15 protein-coding genes are annotated in these 17,265 nt (G+C 58.7%); 11 read left to right on the forward strand and 4 right to left on the reverse strand.

The window, feature by feature from the left end; all coding sequences use genetic code 11:
- Nucleotides 1-26 precede the first annotated feature (26 nt).
- Nucleotides 27-1,955 (reverse strand): transglycosylase SLT domain-containing protein, encoded by a 1,929-nt coding sequence (locus ACP3TY_RS06780; RefSeq protein ID WP_053122100.1) that lies wholly within the window; start codon nt 1,953-1,955, stop codon nt 27-29.
- 214 nt (nt 1,956-2,169) lie between these two features.
- On the opposite strand from ACP3TY_RS06780, the gene ACP3TY_RS06785 reads away from it, so the two are divergent.
- Nucleotides 2,170-4,092 (forward strand): ATP-binding cassette domain-containing protein, encoded by a 1,923-nt coding sequence (locus ACP3TY_RS06785; protein WP_053122098.1) that lies wholly within the window; start codon nt 2,170-2,172, stop codon nt 4,090-4,092.
- A 174-nt stretch (nt 4,093-4,266) separates the two neighbouring features.
- On the opposite strand, the gene ACP3TY_RS06790 is transcribed toward ACP3TY_RS06785, so the two are convergent.
- A complete protein-coding gene (locus tag ACP3TY_RS06790) occupies nt 4,267-4,704 on the reverse strand; it encodes a universal stress protein (protein ID WP_053122097.1) in 438 nt (145 codons plus the stop codon).
- Between the two features lie 102 nt (nt 4,705-4,806).
- Here ACP3TY_RS06790 and ACP3TY_RS06795 point away from each other — a divergent pair, with 102 nt between their 5' ends.
- The 7 genes from ACP3TY_RS06795 (at nt 4,807) to ACP3TY_RS06825 (ending at nt 13,218) form a co-directional block, all read left to right on the forward strand.
- A complete protein-coding gene (locus ACP3TY_RS06795; protein ID WP_159814295.1) occupies nt 4,807-5,244 on the forward strand; it encodes a hypothetical protein in 438 nt (145 codons plus the stop codon).
- A 528-nt stretch (nt 5,245-5,772) separates the two neighbouring features.
- Nucleotides 5,773-7,920: a fatty acid oxidation complex subunit alpha FadB gene (fadB, locus tag ACP3TY_RS06800; RefSeq protein WP_426619554.1), complete on the forward strand. Its 2,148-nt coding sequence runs from the start codon at nt 5,773-5,775 to the stop codon at nt 7,918-7,920.
- Between the two features lie 32 nt (nt 7,921-7,952).
- Nucleotides 7,953-9,128, forward strand: coding sequence for an acetyl-CoA C-acyltransferase FadA (fadA, locus tag ACP3TY_RS06805; RefSeq protein WP_053122093.1), 1,176 nt, complete (start codon nt 7,953-7,955; stop codon nt 9,126-9,128).
- Between the two features lie 99 nt (nt 9,129-9,227).
- Complete coding sequence (locus ACP3TY_RS06810) at nt 9,228-9,464, forward strand: DUF1653 domain-containing protein (protein WP_007910467.1); 237 nt, start codon at nt 9,228-9,230, stop codon at nt 9,462-9,464.
- A 114-nt stretch (nt 9,465-9,578) separates the two neighbouring features.
- Nucleotides 9,579-12,209 (forward strand): type I DNA topoisomerase, encoded by a 2,631-nt coding sequence (topA, locus tag ACP3TY_RS06815; protein WP_053122091.1) that lies wholly within the window; start codon nt 9,579-9,581, stop codon nt 12,207-12,209.
- A 144-nt stretch (nt 12,210-12,353) separates the two neighbouring features.
- A complete protein-coding gene (locus tag ACP3TY_RS06820; protein ID WP_053122089.1) occupies nt 12,354-12,878 on the forward strand; it encodes a DUF6586 family protein in 525 nt (174 codons plus the stop codon).
- Nucleotides 12,879-12,984: 106 nt separating this feature from the next.
- Nucleotides 12,985-13,218 carry a hypothetical protein gene (locus tag ACP3TY_RS06825; RefSeq protein ID WP_008082203.1) on the forward strand — a complete coding sequence of 78 codons (234 nt, stop codon included), beginning with the start codon at nt 12,985-12,987 and terminating at the stop codon, nt 13,216-13,218.
- A gap of 97 nt (nt 13,219-13,315) precedes the next feature.
- On the opposite strand, the gene sulA is transcribed toward ACP3TY_RS06825, so the two are convergent.
- Both sulA and lexA read right to left on the reverse strand, forming a co-directional pair.
- On the reverse strand, nt 13,316-13,789 hold the full coding sequence (gene sulA, locus ACP3TY_RS06830; protein WP_053122087.1) for an SOS-induced cell division inhibitor SulA: 474 nt from the start codon (nt 13,787-13,789) through the stop codon (nt 13,316-13,318).
- Between the two features lie 10 nt (nt 13,790-13,799).
- Complete coding sequence (lexA, locus tag ACP3TY_RS06835) at nt 13,800-14,408, reverse strand: transcriptional repressor LexA (RefSeq protein WP_053122085.1); 609 nt, start codon at nt 14,406-14,408, stop codon at nt 13,800-13,802.
- 229 nt (nt 14,409-14,637) lie between these two features.
- On the opposite strand from lexA, the gene ACP3TY_RS06840 reads away from it, so the two are divergent.
- The 3 genes from ACP3TY_RS06840 (at nt 14,638) to ACP3TY_RS06850 (ending at nt 17,264) form a co-directional block, all read left to right on the forward strand.
- Entirely contained in the window at nt 14,638-15,345 is a 708-nt protein-coding gene (locus ACP3TY_RS06840) for a TetR/AcrR family transcriptional regulator (RefSeq protein ID WP_019648307.1), read from the forward strand.
- Nucleotides 15,346-15,503: 158 nt separating this feature from the next.
- Nucleotides 15,504-16,514: a beta-N-acetylhexosaminidase gene (gene nagZ, locus ACP3TY_RS06845; protein WP_426619555.1), complete on the forward strand. Its 1,011-nt coding sequence runs from the start codon at nt 15,504-15,506 to the stop codon at nt 16,512-16,514.
- 12 nt (nt 16,515-16,526) lie between these two features.
- Nucleotides 16,527-17,264: an S-methyl-5'-thioinosine phosphorylase gene (locus ACP3TY_RS06850; RefSeq protein ID WP_426619556.1), complete on the forward strand. Its 738-nt coding sequence runs from the start codon at nt 16,527-16,529 to the stop codon at nt 17,262-17,264.
- Nucleotide 17,265: the final 1 nt, after the last annotated feature.

A 17,265-nucleotide genomic window follows, 5' to 3' on the forward strand; every position in this document is an offset into this window, starting at 1 on the left:
TCGCAGCCTTCGGCAGCGCCTACAGGTCATTGGTCGTCGAAGTAGCGCTCATGCCAATCCACCAGCGGCTGTGGCGAGTTGAGTTTCTGGCCGTAGATCACCGAGTACGACAGAACGTTTTGCACGTACTGGCGGGTTTCGTCGAACGGGATGCTTTCCACCCAGACGTCGAAGCTCAGGTGATCGGCGCCGCGCAGCCATTGGCGCACACGACCGGGGCCGGCGTTGTAGGCGGCGGAGGCGAGGACGCGGTTGCCGTTGAACTGGCTGTGCACCTGGCTCAGGTAGGCGGCGCCAAGCTGGATGTTTTTGTCCGGATCGAGCACTTGTTGCGGCGAGGCCAGCGGAATGCTGAACTTGCGCGCGGTTTCCTTGGCGGTGGCGGGCATCAGTTGCATCAGGCCGCTGGCGCCGACGCCGGAGCGGGCGTCGTCCATGAAGGCGCTTTCCTGGCGAGTGATCGCGAACACCCAGCTAGAATGCAGGCCACGCACCTTGGCTTCACGCACGAGAGTTTCGCGGTGGGCCATCGGGAAGCGGATGTCCAGGTCGTCCCAATACTGCGCCTGACTGATGGTGCGAATCGCCGGGAAATACCATTTCAGGTCATAAGCCAGTTTTGCCTGCGCGACCATTTCGTCACGATTGAAATGACGGCTGACGTGGTACCACTCGCGGCGACCGTCGACGATCTGCCCGCGCGCATGAAATTCCAGCGCGCGGCGTACGCCAGGCGTGTTGCGAACCTTGTTGATCAGCGCCTGGCTCAGCACCAGTGGCTTGTTGTTCAACGAATACGGCGATTGCGAGCGGTCGGCGGCGAGGAAACCGTAGAAGTCACGTTCACGCGCCAGATTTTTGTACAGGGTCTGTGCTTCCGGGTTCTGCGGTTGCGCCAGTTCCAGACTGCGCGCCTGCCAGTAACGCCAGCGGTTGGTGGTGGCGAGATCCTGCGGCAGACGTTTGGTCAGTTGGTAAGCATCGTCCCAACGCGCCAGACGCAACAGCAGACGCAAACGCCATTCGGAAACAGTGTTGTCGCGCAGTTCCGGATCGTATTTGGTCATCACGTCCAGCGCGCGGCTGTCGAAACGCCGGGCCAGGGTCAGGCCGATTTCCCGGGCGATCGCGACTTTTTCATCGCGGGAGAAATGCATGCTGCTGGCGTAACCATCGAGCAGCGCCATGGCCTTGTCCGGATCCTGACGGGCGAGGCGGCGCAGGCCGAGGCTGACCACGTCGGACATCGGCTCATCCGCCGGAGTGAAGCGCGACGGTTGGTTGAGCAGCTCGGGTTTCTGCGCGACATCGACCAGCAACCGCCCGCGCGGGGCAAGGGTGGTCAGGCCGTTAACGAGGCTGTTGGCGAGCGGATAGTTGCGCGCCTGAGCGGCGAGTTTGGTGCGCTCCCAGCGTTTCTGTTCGGTCAACTGGCCGTCAGCGGCCCAGATGCCGAACAGCGCGTCACACGCGGCGGGCTGCGATTTGCCGGTCAGCCAGAGCTTGTCGGCATTGGCATAACCTTCGGATTTTTTGTCGTGGGTGATCTGGTACTGCGCATTCAGGCAGTCCAGTTCGGTGAAGTTGAGCTTCGGGTCGTAGTACTTGACGAAGGTCGCCCAGTCGCCACGGTCGGCGAGCCAGCGCAACCAGCGCAGCTTCATCCAGTTGGCCTGGGGCAGGTCACCGTGCTCGGCGAGGAATTTCTCGATTTCCTCGTTGCTTGCGCTTTTCAGGCGCGCGGTCAATTCGTCGTAAGCCAGATACGGTTCCAGCGGATAATCGGCCAGTGCCTGGCTGTAACGGAAATACGGGCCGGTGTCGCCTTTGGCCAAGGCGCGCTTGGCTTCATCGTAATACTGGCGTTGGGTGGACAGATCCACCGCCTGGGCGGATTGAACGGCAGCGGCGGTAAGTAGCAAGCAGGACAAAACACTGAAAAGGCGACTGCGCATGAGACATCCGGGCAGAGAAATCATGACAAGTGCCGACCTCGGTCAGCACTGAATTGTCTGTAGCTTAGCCTTTTGCCAGCGAGCGGCGAAAGCTTTGCGGGCCTCGCAGCACAAGTTCGCAACAATTGTTGTGCAGAGTGCTTCGACAGACAAATTGCCGGCCTGCTGGAGCCCTAAGTCAGGTAGAATGCGCGCCCGGTTTTTGGAGAAGCTCATGACCCTGCTCAAATTCAGCGATGTGTCCCTTGCGTTCGGCGCTATGCCGTTGTTGGACAAGGTGTCCTGGCAGATCGCCCGTGGTGAGCGGGTGTGCATCATCGGCCGCAACGGCACAGGCAAGTCCAGCATGATGAAGCTGGTCAAGGGCGATCAAAAGCCTGATGACGGCTCCGTGTGGCGTGCCCCCGGTCTGAAAATCGGCGAATTGCCGCAAGAATTGCCAGTGGCCGACGATCGGACGGTGTTCGACGTGGTCGCTGAAGGCCTGGATGGCGTGGGCGCGTTGCTCGCCGAGTACCATCATTTGGCGCAGAACTGCGTCACTGAAGAAGACCTGAACAAGCTGATGCACGTTCAGCAAGACCTCGAAGCCCGTGATGGCTGGCGCTTGCAGACGTTGGTCGACAGCACCCTGAGCCGCCTGCAACTGCCGGCCGACAAGACCCTCGCCCAGTTGTCCGGCGGCTGGCGTCGTCGCGTGCTGCTGGCGCAGGCGCTGGTGTCCGAGCCGGATCTGCTGCTGCTCGACGAACCGACCAACCATCTGGACATCGGTGCGATTGCCTGGCTCGAAGAAGCGCTGAAAGATTTCCAGGGCGCCGTGCTGTTCATCACGCACGACCGTTCCTTCCTGCAAAACCTTGCCACGCGCATCCTCGAACTGGATCGCGGCGGCCTGATCGACTGGAACGGCGACTACGCCAGTTTCCTCGTGCACAAAGAAGCCGCGCTGGCCGCTGAAGAAACCGCCAACGCGCTGTTCGACAAGAAGCTGGCCCAGGAAGAAGTCTGGATCCGCCAGGGCATCAAGGCGCGCCGCACCCGTAACGAAGGCCGCGTCCGCGCCCTGAAAGCGTTGCGCGTTGAGCGCAGTGAGCGTCGTGAGCGCACTGGCAAAGCCAACATTCAGTTGGACACCGCCGACAAGTCCGGCAAGCAGGTGATGGTTCTCGAGAATGTGAGTTTCGCTCACCCGGGTGGCCCGTTCCTGATCAAGGATTTCTCGATGGTGCTGACGCGCGGTGACCGTATCGGTCTGCTCGGCGCCAACGGTACTGGCAAAACCACGTTGCTGAAACTGATGCTCAGCGGTCTGCAACCGACCAGCGGCAAAGTGGAAGAGGGCACACGGATCGACGTAGCCTACTTCGATCAGTTGCGTCATCAACTGGATCTGGAAAAAACCGTTATCGACAACGTTGCCGAAGGTCGCGACTTCATCGATATCGACGGTCAGAGCCGCCACGTCCTGAGTTATCTCGGAGACTTCCTGTTCAGCCCGCAGCGTGCCCGCACGCCGGTCAAGGCGCTGTCGGGTGGTGAGCGTGCGCGCCTGTTGCTGGCGAAGCTGTTCAGCAAACCAGCCAACCTGCTGGTGCTCGACGAACCGACCAACGACCTCGACGTGGAAACGCTGGAGCTGCTTGAAGAAGTGCTGCTGACGTTCAACGGCACTGTGCTGATGGTCAGTCACGACCGGGCATTCCTCGACAACGTGGTCACCAGCACCCTGGTCTTCGAAGGTGAAGGCAAGGTGCGTGAATACGTCGGCGGCTATCAGGACTGGATCCGTCAGGGCGGCTCGCCGCGTCTGCTGGGCGTGACTGAAAGCAAATCCGGCAAGGCTGACCTGAATTCGGCAGTGGTAACGGCTGAGCCTGCTGCGGTGGCTGAACCTGCCGCTACCGCCCCGGCGGCCAAGAAAAAGCTGAGCTACAAGCTGCAGCGCGAGCTGGAAGCGTTGCCGGGCGACATCGACGCCAAAGAGCAGCAGATCGCTGCGGTGGAAGCTGAAATGGCGGATGCCGGTTTCTATCAGCGTCCTGCGGCTGAGACGGCCAAGGTGATTGCTTCTCTGGAGCAGTTGCACGCTGAGCTGGATGCGTTGATGGAGCGTTGGGCCGAGCTGGATGCCTGATTGATCCCGTAACAAAAAAGCCCGGCCTCATTTGCGTGAGGCCGGGCTTTTCATATGTAAACGCTTTTCCATTGTAGGAGTGAGCCTGCTCGCGATAGCGGTTTAGCATTCAACGCGTCTGTCGACTGTTACAACGCTATCGCGAGCAGGCTCACTCCTACAGGGTGCAGTGTTTCAGCGTTTAACCAGGTGGACAGCGAGCACATCGCAAGGCGCGCCGTGCAGTACGTCGTTCGCAGTGGAGCCGAGCAACAGGGCCAGACCATGACGACCATGGCTGCCAACCACAATCAGATCGCATTGCTGTTCCTTGGCGAAGTGGTGGATCTCCTGACGTGGCTGGCCGTAGGTCAAATGGCAGTTGGCACCTTCGAGCTCGGAGTACTTGAGCTTCAGGCGCTCCAGGCGCTCTTTGGCCTGATCGAACTGCTGTTGTTGCAGTTGTGACAGATCCATCGGCACGTCGCCGCCGAACGCCATGGCCATTGGTTCGACAATATGCACCAGCGACAGCTTGGCACCGTTGCTCACCGATAGCTCGCGGGCGCGGTGAATCACAGGGTCGCACTCTTCAGTCAGATCTACGGCGACCAGGATATGGGTGTAGGGCATGAGGTGCTCCTCGTGACGGTTCAATATTGTTAAGTATGGCTGGTTTCAAGCGCATTGGTTCCGAAGTGGAGCAATGGCTCATCAAAAATCGGGAGTAGAGATATGACGGTCTGGTTGGTGGTGTCAATCCTGTTGGTGGTTTTGAGTCCGCTGGCGTGGTTGCGTCCATCGCGTGCGCAAAGCGGTCGCATCGCCCTGCGCATGGAGGCGCGCCGCATCGGTCTGGCCATGCAGCTGGCGCCTCAGGAGTGGCCACACTGGATGGCGCAAGAACCGCCGAGCCCGTGCGCGCAATATCATCGGCCGCGCCGTAGCAAGCAGCCGGCGTGCTGGACGTATTGGCAGAAATCGCCGGGTGCGTGGGTCAATCAATGGCAGGAAGCCTGCGAAGATCCGGCGCTGCTTAATCATTTCGAAAAGTTGCCGGGCAACGTTTTCAAAGTTGAAGCCGACAAGCAGATGATCGCCTTGTATTGGGGTGAGAAAGGCGAAGCCTCGGTTTTGCTGGATATCGACGCGACTCTGAAAGCGCTAGCATGACGCGCGGACTTTTCCCACTGCAACGGTGGGGAATGTCCGGCAGAGGCGCATTAAAAAGCCCGACATGATTCATCGGGCTGGGTTGGCCAGGCAGGCCGGTAAATCTTTTTACAACGAATCTCGCTTGTAGCGCTCAGCGCTTTTCCCTGTAGTCCAGCCAGCGTAGCCTGTTAAACAAGGCTCGGCGCTAATTAGGGCGACTTTTCTAACTATTGATTCTATGAATGGCTTCTCATGCAGGCGCGTGTTGCCGGTCAGCGTGGTGCGGAAATGACCGCAAAGTCGCATTTCAACCCGTATTTTGGGCGATTGACAATTGTCGGAAATTCCGTGAAGGTGACGTACCCAAATCAAACGGGCGTATGAATTGAGCGTTTGTCTTACTGACCGCTCCTACAGAATCCCGACTATCGCGTTGGCGGGTGTGCCGGGTGAATGGGTATCAGCAGTGACGAAGAAGCGTCCTGCCAAACCATTCGCTTGCGTCCGACGTGTACTGTTCAGCTTCCATATCGTGGAGATCAGTTGATGATTTACGAAGGTAAAGCCATCACGGTTAAAGCTCTTGAAAGTGGCATCGTCGAATTGAAATTCGACCTCAAGGGTGAGTCCGTCAACAAGTTCAACCGTCTTACCCTGAACGAACTCCGTCAGGCCGTAGACACCATCAAGGCAGATGCTTCGATCAAGGGCGTGATCGTCAGCAGTGGCAAGGACGTATTCATCGTCGGCGCCGACATCACCGAATTTGTCGAGAACTTCAAGCTGCCGGATGCCGAGCTGGTTGCTGGCAATCTCGAAGCCAACAAGATCTTCAGCGATTTCGAAGACCTCAATGTTCCGACCGTAGCGGCCATCAATGGCATCGCTCTGGGCGGCGGTCTGGAAATGTGCCTGGCGGCTGACTATCGCGTCATGTCGACCAAAGCCAAGATCGGTCTGCCGGAAGTCAAACTGGGCATCTACCCAGGCTTCGGCGGCACCGTGCGTCTGCCGCGCCTGATCGGTGCCGACAACGCCATCGAGTGGATTGCCTCCGGTAAGGAAAACCGCCCTGAAGACGCGCTGAAAGTCAGTGCTGTCGACGCTGTGGTTGCTCCAGAAAAACTGCATGAAGCGGCTCTTGAACTGATCAAACGCGCCATCTCCGGCGAGTTCGATTACAAGGCCAAGCGTCAGCCGAAGCTGGATAAGCTCAAGCTGAACGCCATTGAACAAATGATGGCTTTCGAAACCGCCAAAGGTTTCGTCGCAGGTCAGGCTGGCCCGAACTACCCGGCGCCGGTTGAAGCGATCAAGACCATCCAGAAAGCCGCGAACTTCGGTCGTGACAAGGCGCTGGAAGTCGAAGCTGCCGGTTTCGTCAAACTGGCCAAGACCTCTGCTGCGCAGAGCTTGATCGGTCTGTTCCTGAACGATCAGGAACTGAAGAAAAAGGCCAAGGCCTACGACGAAATCGCCAAAGACGTGAAGCAGGCTGCCGTACTCGGCGCAGGCATCATGGGTGGCGGTATCGCTTATCAGTCGGCCTCCAAAGGTACGCCGATCCTGATGAAGGACATCAACGAGCACGGTATCGAGCAGGGTCTGGCCGAAGCCGCCAAACTGCTGGTTGGCCGCGTTGATAAAGGTCGCATGACCGCTGCGAAAATGGCTGAAGTGCTCAACGCCATTCGCCCAACCCTGTCCTACGGCGACTTCGGTCACGTCGATCTGGTTGTCGAAGCTGTTGTCGAGAACCCGAAGGTCAAGCAAGCCGTATTGGCTGAAGTTGAAGACAAGGTCAAAGAGGACACCATCCTCGCGTCCAACACGTCGACCATTTCCATCAGCCTGCTGGCGAAAGCCCTCAAGCGTCCGGAAAACTTCGTCGGCATGCACTTCTTCAACCCGGTGCACATGATGCCGCTGGTGGAAGTGATCCGTGGCGAGAAGTCGAGTGAGCTGGCTGTTGCCACCACCGTTGCTTACGCCAAGAAAATGGGCAAGAACCCGATCGTCGTCAACGACTGCCCGGGCTTCCTGGTCAACCGCGTACTGTTCCCGTACTTCGGCGGTTTCGCCAAACTGGTCAGCGCCGGTGTGGACTTCGTCCGTATCGACAAGGTCATGGAAAAATTCGGCTGGCCAATGGGCCCGGCATACCTGATGGACGTGGTCGGCATCGACACCGGTCACCACGGTCGTGACGTAATGGCTGAAGGTTTCCCGGATCGCATGAAGGATGACCGTCGTTCGGCCATCGACGTGCTGTACGAGGCCAAGCGTCTGGGTCAGAAAAACGGCAAGGGCTTCTACGCCTACGAAGCCGACAAGAAAGGCAAGCAGAAGAAAGTCGCCGATCCATCGGTACTCGAAGTGCTCAAGCCGATCGTTTACGAGCAGCGCGAAGTCACTGACGAAGACATCATCAACTGGATGATGATCCCGCTGTGCCTGGAAACCGTGCGTTGCCTGGAAGACGGCATCGTTGAAACCGCCGCCGAAGCCGACATGGGTCTGGTCTACGGTATCGGTTTCCCTCCATTCCGTGGCGGTGCACTGCGCTACATCGATTCGATCGGTGTTGCCGAGTTCGTTGCCCTGGCTGACCAGTACGCTGATTTGGGCGCGCTGTACCACCCGACCGCGAAGCTGCGTGAAATGGCCAAAACCGGCCAACGGTTCTTCGGTTAAGCGTCCCAACTTTTGAGCGAGAGTGAAATTTTATGAGCTTGAATCCAAGAGACGTCGTGATTGTCGACTTCGGTCGTACTCCGATGGGCCGCTCCAAGGGCGGCATGCACCGCAACACCCGTGCCGAAGACATGTCGGCGCACCTGATCAGCAAACTGCTGGAACGCAACGTCAAGGTCGATCCGGCGGAAGTCGAAGACGTGATCTGGGGCTGCGTTAACCAGACCCTGGAGCAGGGCTGGAACATCGCGCGCATGGCGTCGCTGATGACCCAGATCCCGCACACTTCGGCCGGCCAGACCGTCAGCCGTCTGTGTGGCTCGTCGATGAGCGCGCTGCACACTGCTGCGCAAGCGATCATGACCGGTAACGGTGACGTGTTCGTGGTTGGTGGCGTCGAGCATATGGGCCACGTGAGCATGATGCACGGTGTCGATCCGAACCCGCACATGTCTCTGTACGCGGCGAAAGCCTCGGGCATGATGGGTCTGACCGCTGAAATGCTCGGCAAAATGCACGGCATCACTCGCGAGCAGCAAGATGCTTTCGGCGTGCGTTCCCACCAGTTGGCCCACAAGGCCACCGTGGAAGGCAAGTTCAAAGACGAAATCATCCCGATGCAGGGCTACGACGAGAACGGTTTCCTGAAACTGTTCGACTATGATGAAACCATTCGTCCGGAAACCACCCTGGAAAGTCTGGCGGCCCTCAAGCCTGCCTTCAATCCAAAGGGCGGCACCGTGACGGCGGGTACTTCGTCGCAGATCACCGATGGTGCTTCGTGCATGATCGTGATGTCGGCGCAGCGCGCACAAGATCTGGGTATCCAGCCAATGGCGGTTATCCGTTCGATGGCAGTGGCAGGTGTGGATCCGGCAATCATGGGCTATGGTCCAGTTCCGGCAACACAAAAAGCCTTGAAACGTGCCGGTCTTGGCATCAACGATATCGACTTCTTCGAGCTCAACGAAGCTTTCGCTGCACAGGCTCTGCCAGTGCTGAAAGATCTGAAAGTACTCGACAAGATGAACGAGAAGGTTAACCTGCATGGCGGCGCGATCGCCCTGGGTCACCCGTTCGGTTGCTCCGGTGCCCGTATTTCCGGCACCTTGCTGAACGTGATGAAGCAGAATAGCGGCACCTTCGGGGTAGCCACTATGTGCATTGGTCTCGGCCAAGGCATCTCCACCGTCTTCGAACGCGTTTAAGCGTCTCGTCGATGGAAGCCGGGGCCAAGTGCCCCGGTTTTTGTTTTTCTGGATTTATTTTTGTTTTTATTTTGAAAAAATTTGAGTGAGGGCCAAAACATGCCGATACAACCTGGGCTCTACCAACATTACAAAGGTCCGCAGTACCGTGTATTCAGTGTTGCGCGGCACTCGGAAACCGAAGAAGAAGTGGTCTTTTACCAAGCCCTGTATGGCGATTACGGCTTTTGGGTACGCCCCTTGAGCATGTTTCTCGAGTCGGTCGAGGTTGACGGCGAGCAGGTGCCACGCTTTGCTTTGGTGCAAGCTGAACCGAGCCTTTTTTCCAAGGCATAAGGCGAGTGCGCACAGAACCCTGTGCTTGACCTCACCTTGTATCAACTATATATAGCGGTGCCGCGTCAGGCGCCAACCGCCTTTCACTTCTAGAATTCAGGAATTTTCTGATCCATGGGCAAATCGCTGGTCATTGTGGAATCCCCGGCTAAGGCCAAGACCATCAACAAGTATCTGGGTAACCAATACGTGGTGAAGTCGAGTATCGGCCATATCCGAGACCTGCCCACCAGCGGTTCGGCTAGCGCCAGCAAAGAGCCAGCCGCCAAGCGCGGCAAGGCTGCTGCGGGCGAAGGTCCGGTGCTCTCGCCGAAAGAGAAGGCGCGCAAGCAGCTCGTCTCGCGTATGGGTGTCGATCCCGATCATGGCTGGAAAGCCAAGTACGAGATCCTCCCGGGTAAAGAGAAGGTCATCGAAGAGCTGCGCCGGCTCGCCAAAGATGCTGACACCATCTATCTCGCAACCGACTTGGATCGCGAGGGGGAAGCCATTGCCTGGCACCTGCGCGAAGCCATCGGTGGTGACGACAGCCGCTACAAGCGCGTGGTGTTCAACGAAATCACCAAGAAGGCGATTCAGGAAGCGTTCTCCAAGCCGGGCGAGCTGGACATCGATCGTGTCAACGCTCAGCAGGCGCGTCGGTTCCTCGACCGCGTTGTCGGTTACATGGTCTCGCCGCTGCTGTGGGCGAAGATCGCCCGTGGCCTGTCCGCTGGCCGCGTGCAATCTGTAGCCGTGAAGCTGGTAGTGGAGCGTGAGCGCGAAATTCGTGCGTTCAACCCGGAAGAGTATTGGGAAGTGCATGCCGATCTCGGCACCACCAAAGGCTCGACCGTGCGTTTCGAAGTGGCTCGCGAAAAAGGCGAAGCCTTCAAGCCGCTGAACGAAGCCCAGGCCACGGCCGCGCTGGAAAAGCTCAAGGCTTCCAGCTACAGCATCGTCAAACGCGAAGACAAGCCGACCAGCAGCAAGCCTTCGGCGCCGTTCATCACGTCGACCCTGCAACAGGCTGCGAGTAACCGCCTGGGCTTCGGCGTGAAGAAAACCATGATGATGGCCCAGCGTTTGTATGAAGCCGGCTACATCACGTATATGCGTACCGACTCGACCAACCTCTCGGCCGATGCCGTAACAATGGCGCGGGCTTACATCGAAGACGAGTTCGGCAAGAAATACCTGCCGGAAACGCCGAACGTCTACAGCAGCAAGGAAGGCGCACAAGAGGCTCACGAAGCGATTCGTCCTTCCGACGCCAACACCATTCCAAGCAAGCTGGCGGGCATGGAGCGCGATGCAGAGCGTCTCTACGAGCTGATCTGGCGCCAGTTCCTGGCTTGCCAGATGCTGCCGGCCCAATACCTGTCGACTACCGTCAGCGTCGGCGCTGGCGATTTCGAGCTGCGTGCCAAGGGCCGCATCCTCAAGTTCGACGGTTACACCCGTGTCATGCCGCAAATTGCCAAGCCGGGCGATGACGACGTTCTGCCTGATATGGCGCAGGGCGACGTGATGAAGCTGATCAAGCTCGATCCGTCGCAGCACTTCACCAAGCCGCCGGCGCGTTACTCCGAAGCCAGCCTGGTGAAAGAAATGGAAAAACGCGGCATCGGTCGTCCTTCGACTTATGCGGCGATCATTTCGACCATTCAGGATCGCGGTTACGTGACCCTGCACAACCGTCGTTTCTATTCCGAAAAGATGGGCGACATCGTTACCGAGCGTCTGTCGGAGAGCTTCTCGAATCTCATGGACTACGGCTTCACCGCCGGCATGGAAGAGAATCTCGATGACGTGGCGCAGGGCGAGCGCGACTGGAAAAACGTGCTGGACGAGTTCTATGGCGACTTCAAGAAGAAGCTCGAAGTAGCCGAGAATCCGGAAAACGGCATGCGTGCCAACCAGCCGGTGATGACTGATATTCCGTGCACGACCTGCGGCCGTCCGATGCAGATTCGTACCGCATCGACCGGCGTGTTCCTCGGCTGCTCGGGCTACAGCCTGCCGCCGAAAGAACGCTGCAAGGCCACCGTCAACCTGGTGCCGGGCGATGAGATCGCTGCGGACGATGAGGGCGAGTCGGAGTCGCTGGTACTGCGCGGCAAGCATCGTTGCCCGATCTGCAGCACAGCGATGGACGCTTACCTGCTCGACGAGAAGCGCAAACTGCACATCTGCGGTAACAACCCGGATTGCGCTGGCTACGAAATCGAAGAGGGCAGCTATCGCATCAAGGGCTACGAAGGTCCGAGCCTGGAATGCGACAAGTGCGGCAGTGAGATGCAACTCAAGACCGGCCGTTTCGGCAAGTTCTTCGGTTGCACCAACCCTGAGTGCAAGAACACCCGCAAGCTGCTGAAAAGCGGTGACGCGGCGCCGCCGAAGATGGATCCGGTGAAGATGCCTGAGCTGAAATGCGAAAAGGTCAACGACACCTACATCCTGCGCGACGGTGCCTCCGGCCTGTTCCTCGCGGCGAGTCAGTTCCCGAAAAACCGCGAGACCCGTGCTCCGCTGGTGATCGAGATTGTGCCGCACAAGGACGAAATCGATCCGAAGTACCACTTCCTCTGCGACGCGCCGAAGAAGGATCCTGATGGTCTGCCAGCGGTTATTCGCTACAGCCGCAAGACCAAGGAGCAATACGTGCAGACCGAAGTCGACGGCAAGCCTACCGGTTGGAAGGCTTACTACGACGGCGGCAAGTGGACGGTTGAAGACAAGCGTACGAAGGCCAAGGCCGAGTAAGCGTTAGTCCGATACTGAAAAGGCCGCATGCAAACCCTCGGGTTTTCATGCGGCCTTTTTGTTTTCTGCTTGCGGTGGGATCGGCTGATCCACGACACTGTCCGGCCTGTGTGAAGCAATTATTTCGTTGTGGAGAGCGCCGTCATGGCTCACGAACTCTATACCCGTACCAATCAGAAGATCTATTTCGCCGGCCTGTCGCTGGAAGCCCTGGCTCGCGCTGAAGAAGGGCGGGCGATGAATTCTCTGGCGCTGATTCAGGCCGGGCGTGAATCGGCGCTATTCCACCTCTACGGCGCTTTGCTGGGCCTGTGCCACGAGATCGCCGGGTTCTATCGTCTACCTCAGGCCAATGCGCCACGGGCAGAGATGCTGCTGACGCGCGAAGTGCTGGAGTCGATCGCGATTCCCGAAATGGCCGAAATGGTCGAATTGGCGGGTAATCCTGAAACCTGGCTGGCGAAACTGTTGGCGGCGCATTCGGCACTGTTTCAGCCTCCGCGGGTGCCACACAAGCCGAAGGGCGACGTGACCCAGCCGCTGATTCAGGCGATCAACCTCGATGAAGAAGAGGCGCCAGAAGAGTTGAGCCGAGAGGAGCTGGAAAGCTGGCGGCAGAATCTGAAAGGCTTGGCGATTCGTTTTCGTGAAGGATTGAACGAGTGCTGAGACTGATTGAGACGGTGGCAATCTGAAACATGCTGCTGGTCAAGATCCCGAGCGAATCCTGAATGATGTCTATATAATCCCTGCCTTTCGTGGAGAACAGACCTATATGCCAACGTCCTTTCTAGAAATTGTCGAGTTACCAGACGGCCGAATCGAACTGCGCAGGGCTGAGGACGAAGGTTCTTTGGTGACTCTGGATTTCTCCGAGGATGCCAAGACTTTCCTTCAGGGGCAGCACGTGGAAATCGCCAAGGCGATGTTGAGCGTCGGCGTGCAGATGGCCGGCCGGATGATTGAAGGTGAGTTTGATAAGGAAGAGGGGCCACGGGTTCTTCACTGATCCCTGCCTGCTTTTCGTTTTTATCGGTACCGCTTCAGATCGGCTTCTCTGTCCTTGGAGAAGCCCTGCGCTTCACACAGCGCATTTTACCTGCGAATCAACCCAAGCGAATGTTCAGGCTTTGAGCGTCGCCCGTGCGGGCCGCGCTGATCAGTTGCTGACGTGAGGTTGTGTTCAGCGGGTTGAGCCAGGTCACCACTGTGTGACTGCGGCCCAGACGCAATGCCTCGCACGCCAACTGTTGAGCACTTTGCGTGCCGCGCGGTTGCAGCAGCAGAATGCGTTCGCGGTTCAGGCCGGCATCGCGCAGCCAGGTTTGCGTCAGGCTGGCAGGCGGCGCGATCAGCGTCAGCCAGCGAGCGTCCTGATCTTCGCTGAGTTCGCGAAGGATCGGGGCGAGCAGGTTCAGGCAGTTCCCGGCCGCACCGCGCAGAGACAGCTCACTGAATACTTCAGGTTCGGCATTCCATTCACGCTCGACCACTTCTTTGAGGATCGGCGCCATCGGTTGCGCCAGAAACGCTTCGAATAAAGGCAGTTGTGTTTGCTGAGGTGTGTGTGGGAACTGCATAAAGCCTCCTTTAGCGGCGGATAACGCCGACACTCAAGCCTTCGATCACCAGTTCCTGATCTTTCAGGTCGACTTCGATTGGGGCGAACTCAGGGTTTTCGGCCATCAGCCAGACTTTGCTGCCTTCACGCTTGAAGCGTTTGACGGTCACTTCATCGCCGATACGGGCGACAACCACCTGGCCATTGCGCGCTTCGCGAGTGGTGTGGACGGCCAGCAGGTCACCGTCGAAAATGCCGATGTCCTTCATGCTCATGCCGTGCACGCGCAACAGATAGTCGGCACGCGGGTGGAAGAAGGCGGGGTTGATATTGCAGGATTCTTCGATGTGCTGCTGAGCGAGGATCGGCGCACCGGCAGCGACACGGCCAATGACCGGCAGGGTAGAGTCGTCAGCCTTGGCTTCGAAGCCAGGGATGCGAATGCCACGAGAGGCGCCCGGGGTCATTTCGATGGCGCCTTTGCGGGCCAGCGCCTTGAGGTGTTCTTCTGCCGCGTTAGGCGACTTGAAGCCCAGTTCCTGAGCGATTTCCGCACGGGTTGGCGGATAACCGTTGTCTTCGAGGCAACGTTTGATAAAGGCCAGAATCTCGGCTTGGCGTGGCGTCAGCTTTAGCATAATGATCGCTCTGTCTTTTTATACAGTGACTGGGATTATATACAGTGAAACGCTCTTGGCAATGCCCGTTTTTTTGCCTGCCGCCGGACGGTCGGCGGCACTGCTTATAAAAGCGTCGGGCTTGTGTGGTTAAATAGCTGACCGACCATTCCCAAAACGAACTGGCAGGCTTGACAAGGCATAGGCTGAAACGTATGTTTCAAACAAGTGTTTGTCAGGCGGAGTAGCCATGGCCCAGTCGGAAACCGTTGAACGCATTCTTGATGCTGCCGAGCAGTTGTTCGCGGAGAAAGGTTTCGCTGAAACCTCATTGCGTTTGATCACCAGCAAGGCTGGCGTCAACCTGGCAGCAGTGAACTATCACTTCGGTTCGAAGAAGGCCCTGATACAGGCGGTTTTCTCGCGCTTCCTCGGGCCGTTCTGCCTCAGCCTCGATAAAGAGCTGGAGCGCCGTCAGGCCAAGCCTGAGAACAAGCCGACCCTCGAAGAACTGTTGGAAATCCTCGTCGAGCAAGCCCTCGTGGTGCAACCACGCAGCGGCAACGATCTGTCGATTTTCATGCGTTTGCTCGGCCTCGCGTTCAGCCAGAGCCAAGGTCACTTGCGCCGTTATCTGGAAGACATGTACGGCAAGGTATTCCGTCGCTACATGTTGCTGGTCAACGAAGCCGCGCCGCGTATTCCACCAATTGAACTGTTCTGGCGCGTGCACTTCATGCTCGGCGCTGCGGCCTTCAGCATGTCCGGCATCAAAGCGTTACGGGCGATTGCCGAGACCGATTTCGGCGTCAACACTTCCATTGAACAAGTCATGCGCCTGATGGTGCCGTTCCTCGCCGCGGGCATGCGCGCAGAAACCGGCGTCACCGACACGGCCATGGCCACCGCGCAACTGCGTCCGCGCAGCAAATCAACGCCGGTCGCCGCCAAGGTTTAACCGCGCACGGGTGGGCGCGGCAGCTTGTATCCGCTAAGCTAGCCGCCCATGCCGACTCTCGTTCTGAACCCGATCCAAACAGAAATTGCCGACCTGCCGAGCACTGCTCACGGTAGCGATTTTCTGCGCATCGGGTTTTTCGTTTTCAAGGAATCTCTATGACTGCTGGCCTGCAAGGCTCGTTGATGGTGGACGTCGCCGGTACCTGGCTGACGGCCGAAGATCGCCAATTGTTGCGTCAGCCCGAAGTGGGCGGCCTGATTATTTTCGCCCGTAACATCGAACATCCACGCCAGGTGCGTGAGCTCAGCGCCGCGATCCGCGCGATTCGTCCGGATCTGCTGCTGGCGGTGGATCAAGAGGGCGGTCGTGTGCAGCGTCTGCGTCAGGGCTTCGTGCGCCTGCCGGCCATGCGTGCCATCGCCGACAACCCGAATGCCGAATACCTCGCTGAACAATGCGGCTGGATCATGGCCACCGAAGTGCTGGCGGTCGGCCTCGACCTGAGTTTCGCCCCGGTACTCGATCTCGATTACCAGCGCAGCGCCGTGGTCGGCACCCGTTCCTTTGAAGGCGATCCCGAGCGCGCCGCAGTCCTTGCCGGGGCATTTATTCGCGGCATGAACAGCGCGGGCATGGCGGCCACCGGCAAGCACTTCCCTGGTCACGGTTGGGCCGAAGCCGATTCCCACGTGGCGATCCCGAATGACGAACGCAGCCTCGACGAGATCCGCGCCAACGACCTCGTGCCGTTCGCCAGACTCAGCAAACAACTGGCTGCGATCATGCCGGCGCACGTTATCTATCCGCAGGTCGATTCGCAGCCAGCCGGTTTCTCCCGCCGCTGGTTACAGGACATCCTGCGCGGCGAGTTGCAGTTCGACGGCGTGATCTTCAGCGACGACCTGTCGATGGCCGGCGCTCACGTGGTCGGCGACGCCGCCAGCCGCATTGAAGCCGCGCTGACTGCCGGTTGCGACATGGGCCTGGTGTGCAACGACCGCGCCGCTGCCGAGCTCGCCCTTAGCGCCGCGCAACGGATGAAGGTCAAGCCCTCCGCCCGAATTTCCCGTATGCGCGGTCAGGCCATTGCCAGCACCGAATATCGCCAGGATCCGCGCTGGCTCACCGCCATCGGCTCGCTCAAAGACGCTCAACTGATCGATTAAGGATTTTTCTTTATGACCGTTTACGCAATCATCGGTGGCACCGGCCTGACTCAACTCGAAGGCTTGACCATTCGCCAATCGCTGGCAGTGGACACGCCTTACGGCGCGCCATCGGCCGACGTGCAAATTGGCGAATACGCCGGCAAGGAAGTGCTGTTCCTCGCCCGTCACGGCCACCCGCATCGCTTCCCGCCGCACAAGGTCAACTACCGCGCCAATCTGTGGGCGCTGAAGCAGGCCGGCGCCGAAGCGATCATCGCGGTGAATGCCGTGGGCGGGATTCATCCGGCGATGGGCACCGGGCATTTCTGCGTGCCACATCAAATCGTCGACTACACCAGCGGCCGCGAGCACACCTATTTCGCCGATGATCTGGAGCACGTCACCCACATCGATTTCAGCTTTCCCTACAGCGAACCGCTGCGTCAGCAATTGATCGCTGCCGTGGCCGCCGAAGGCTGCGAATACAGCGATCAAGGCGTTTACGCCTGCACTCAAGGGCCGCGTCTGGAAACGGTCGCCGAGATCGTGCGACTGGAGCGTGATGGCTGCGACATCGTCGGCATGACCGGCATGCCGGAAGCCGCGCTGGCGCGTGAACTGGATCTGGATTACGCCTGTCTGGCGCTGGTAGTGAACCCGGCAGCGGGCAAGACCACCGAAGTGATCACCATGGCCGAGATCGAGCAGGCGTTGCATGACGGCATGGGTAAGGTGAAGTCGACATTGGCGCGGGTGTTGGCCGGCTAAG

Origin of the sequence: Pseudomonas rustica (genome assembly GCF_049959085.1) — a bacterium.
In the GTDB taxonomy this organism is placed as follows: Bacteria; Pseudomonadota; Gammaproteobacteria; order Pseudomonadales; family Pseudomonadaceae; genus Aquipseudomonas; species Aquipseudomonas rustica.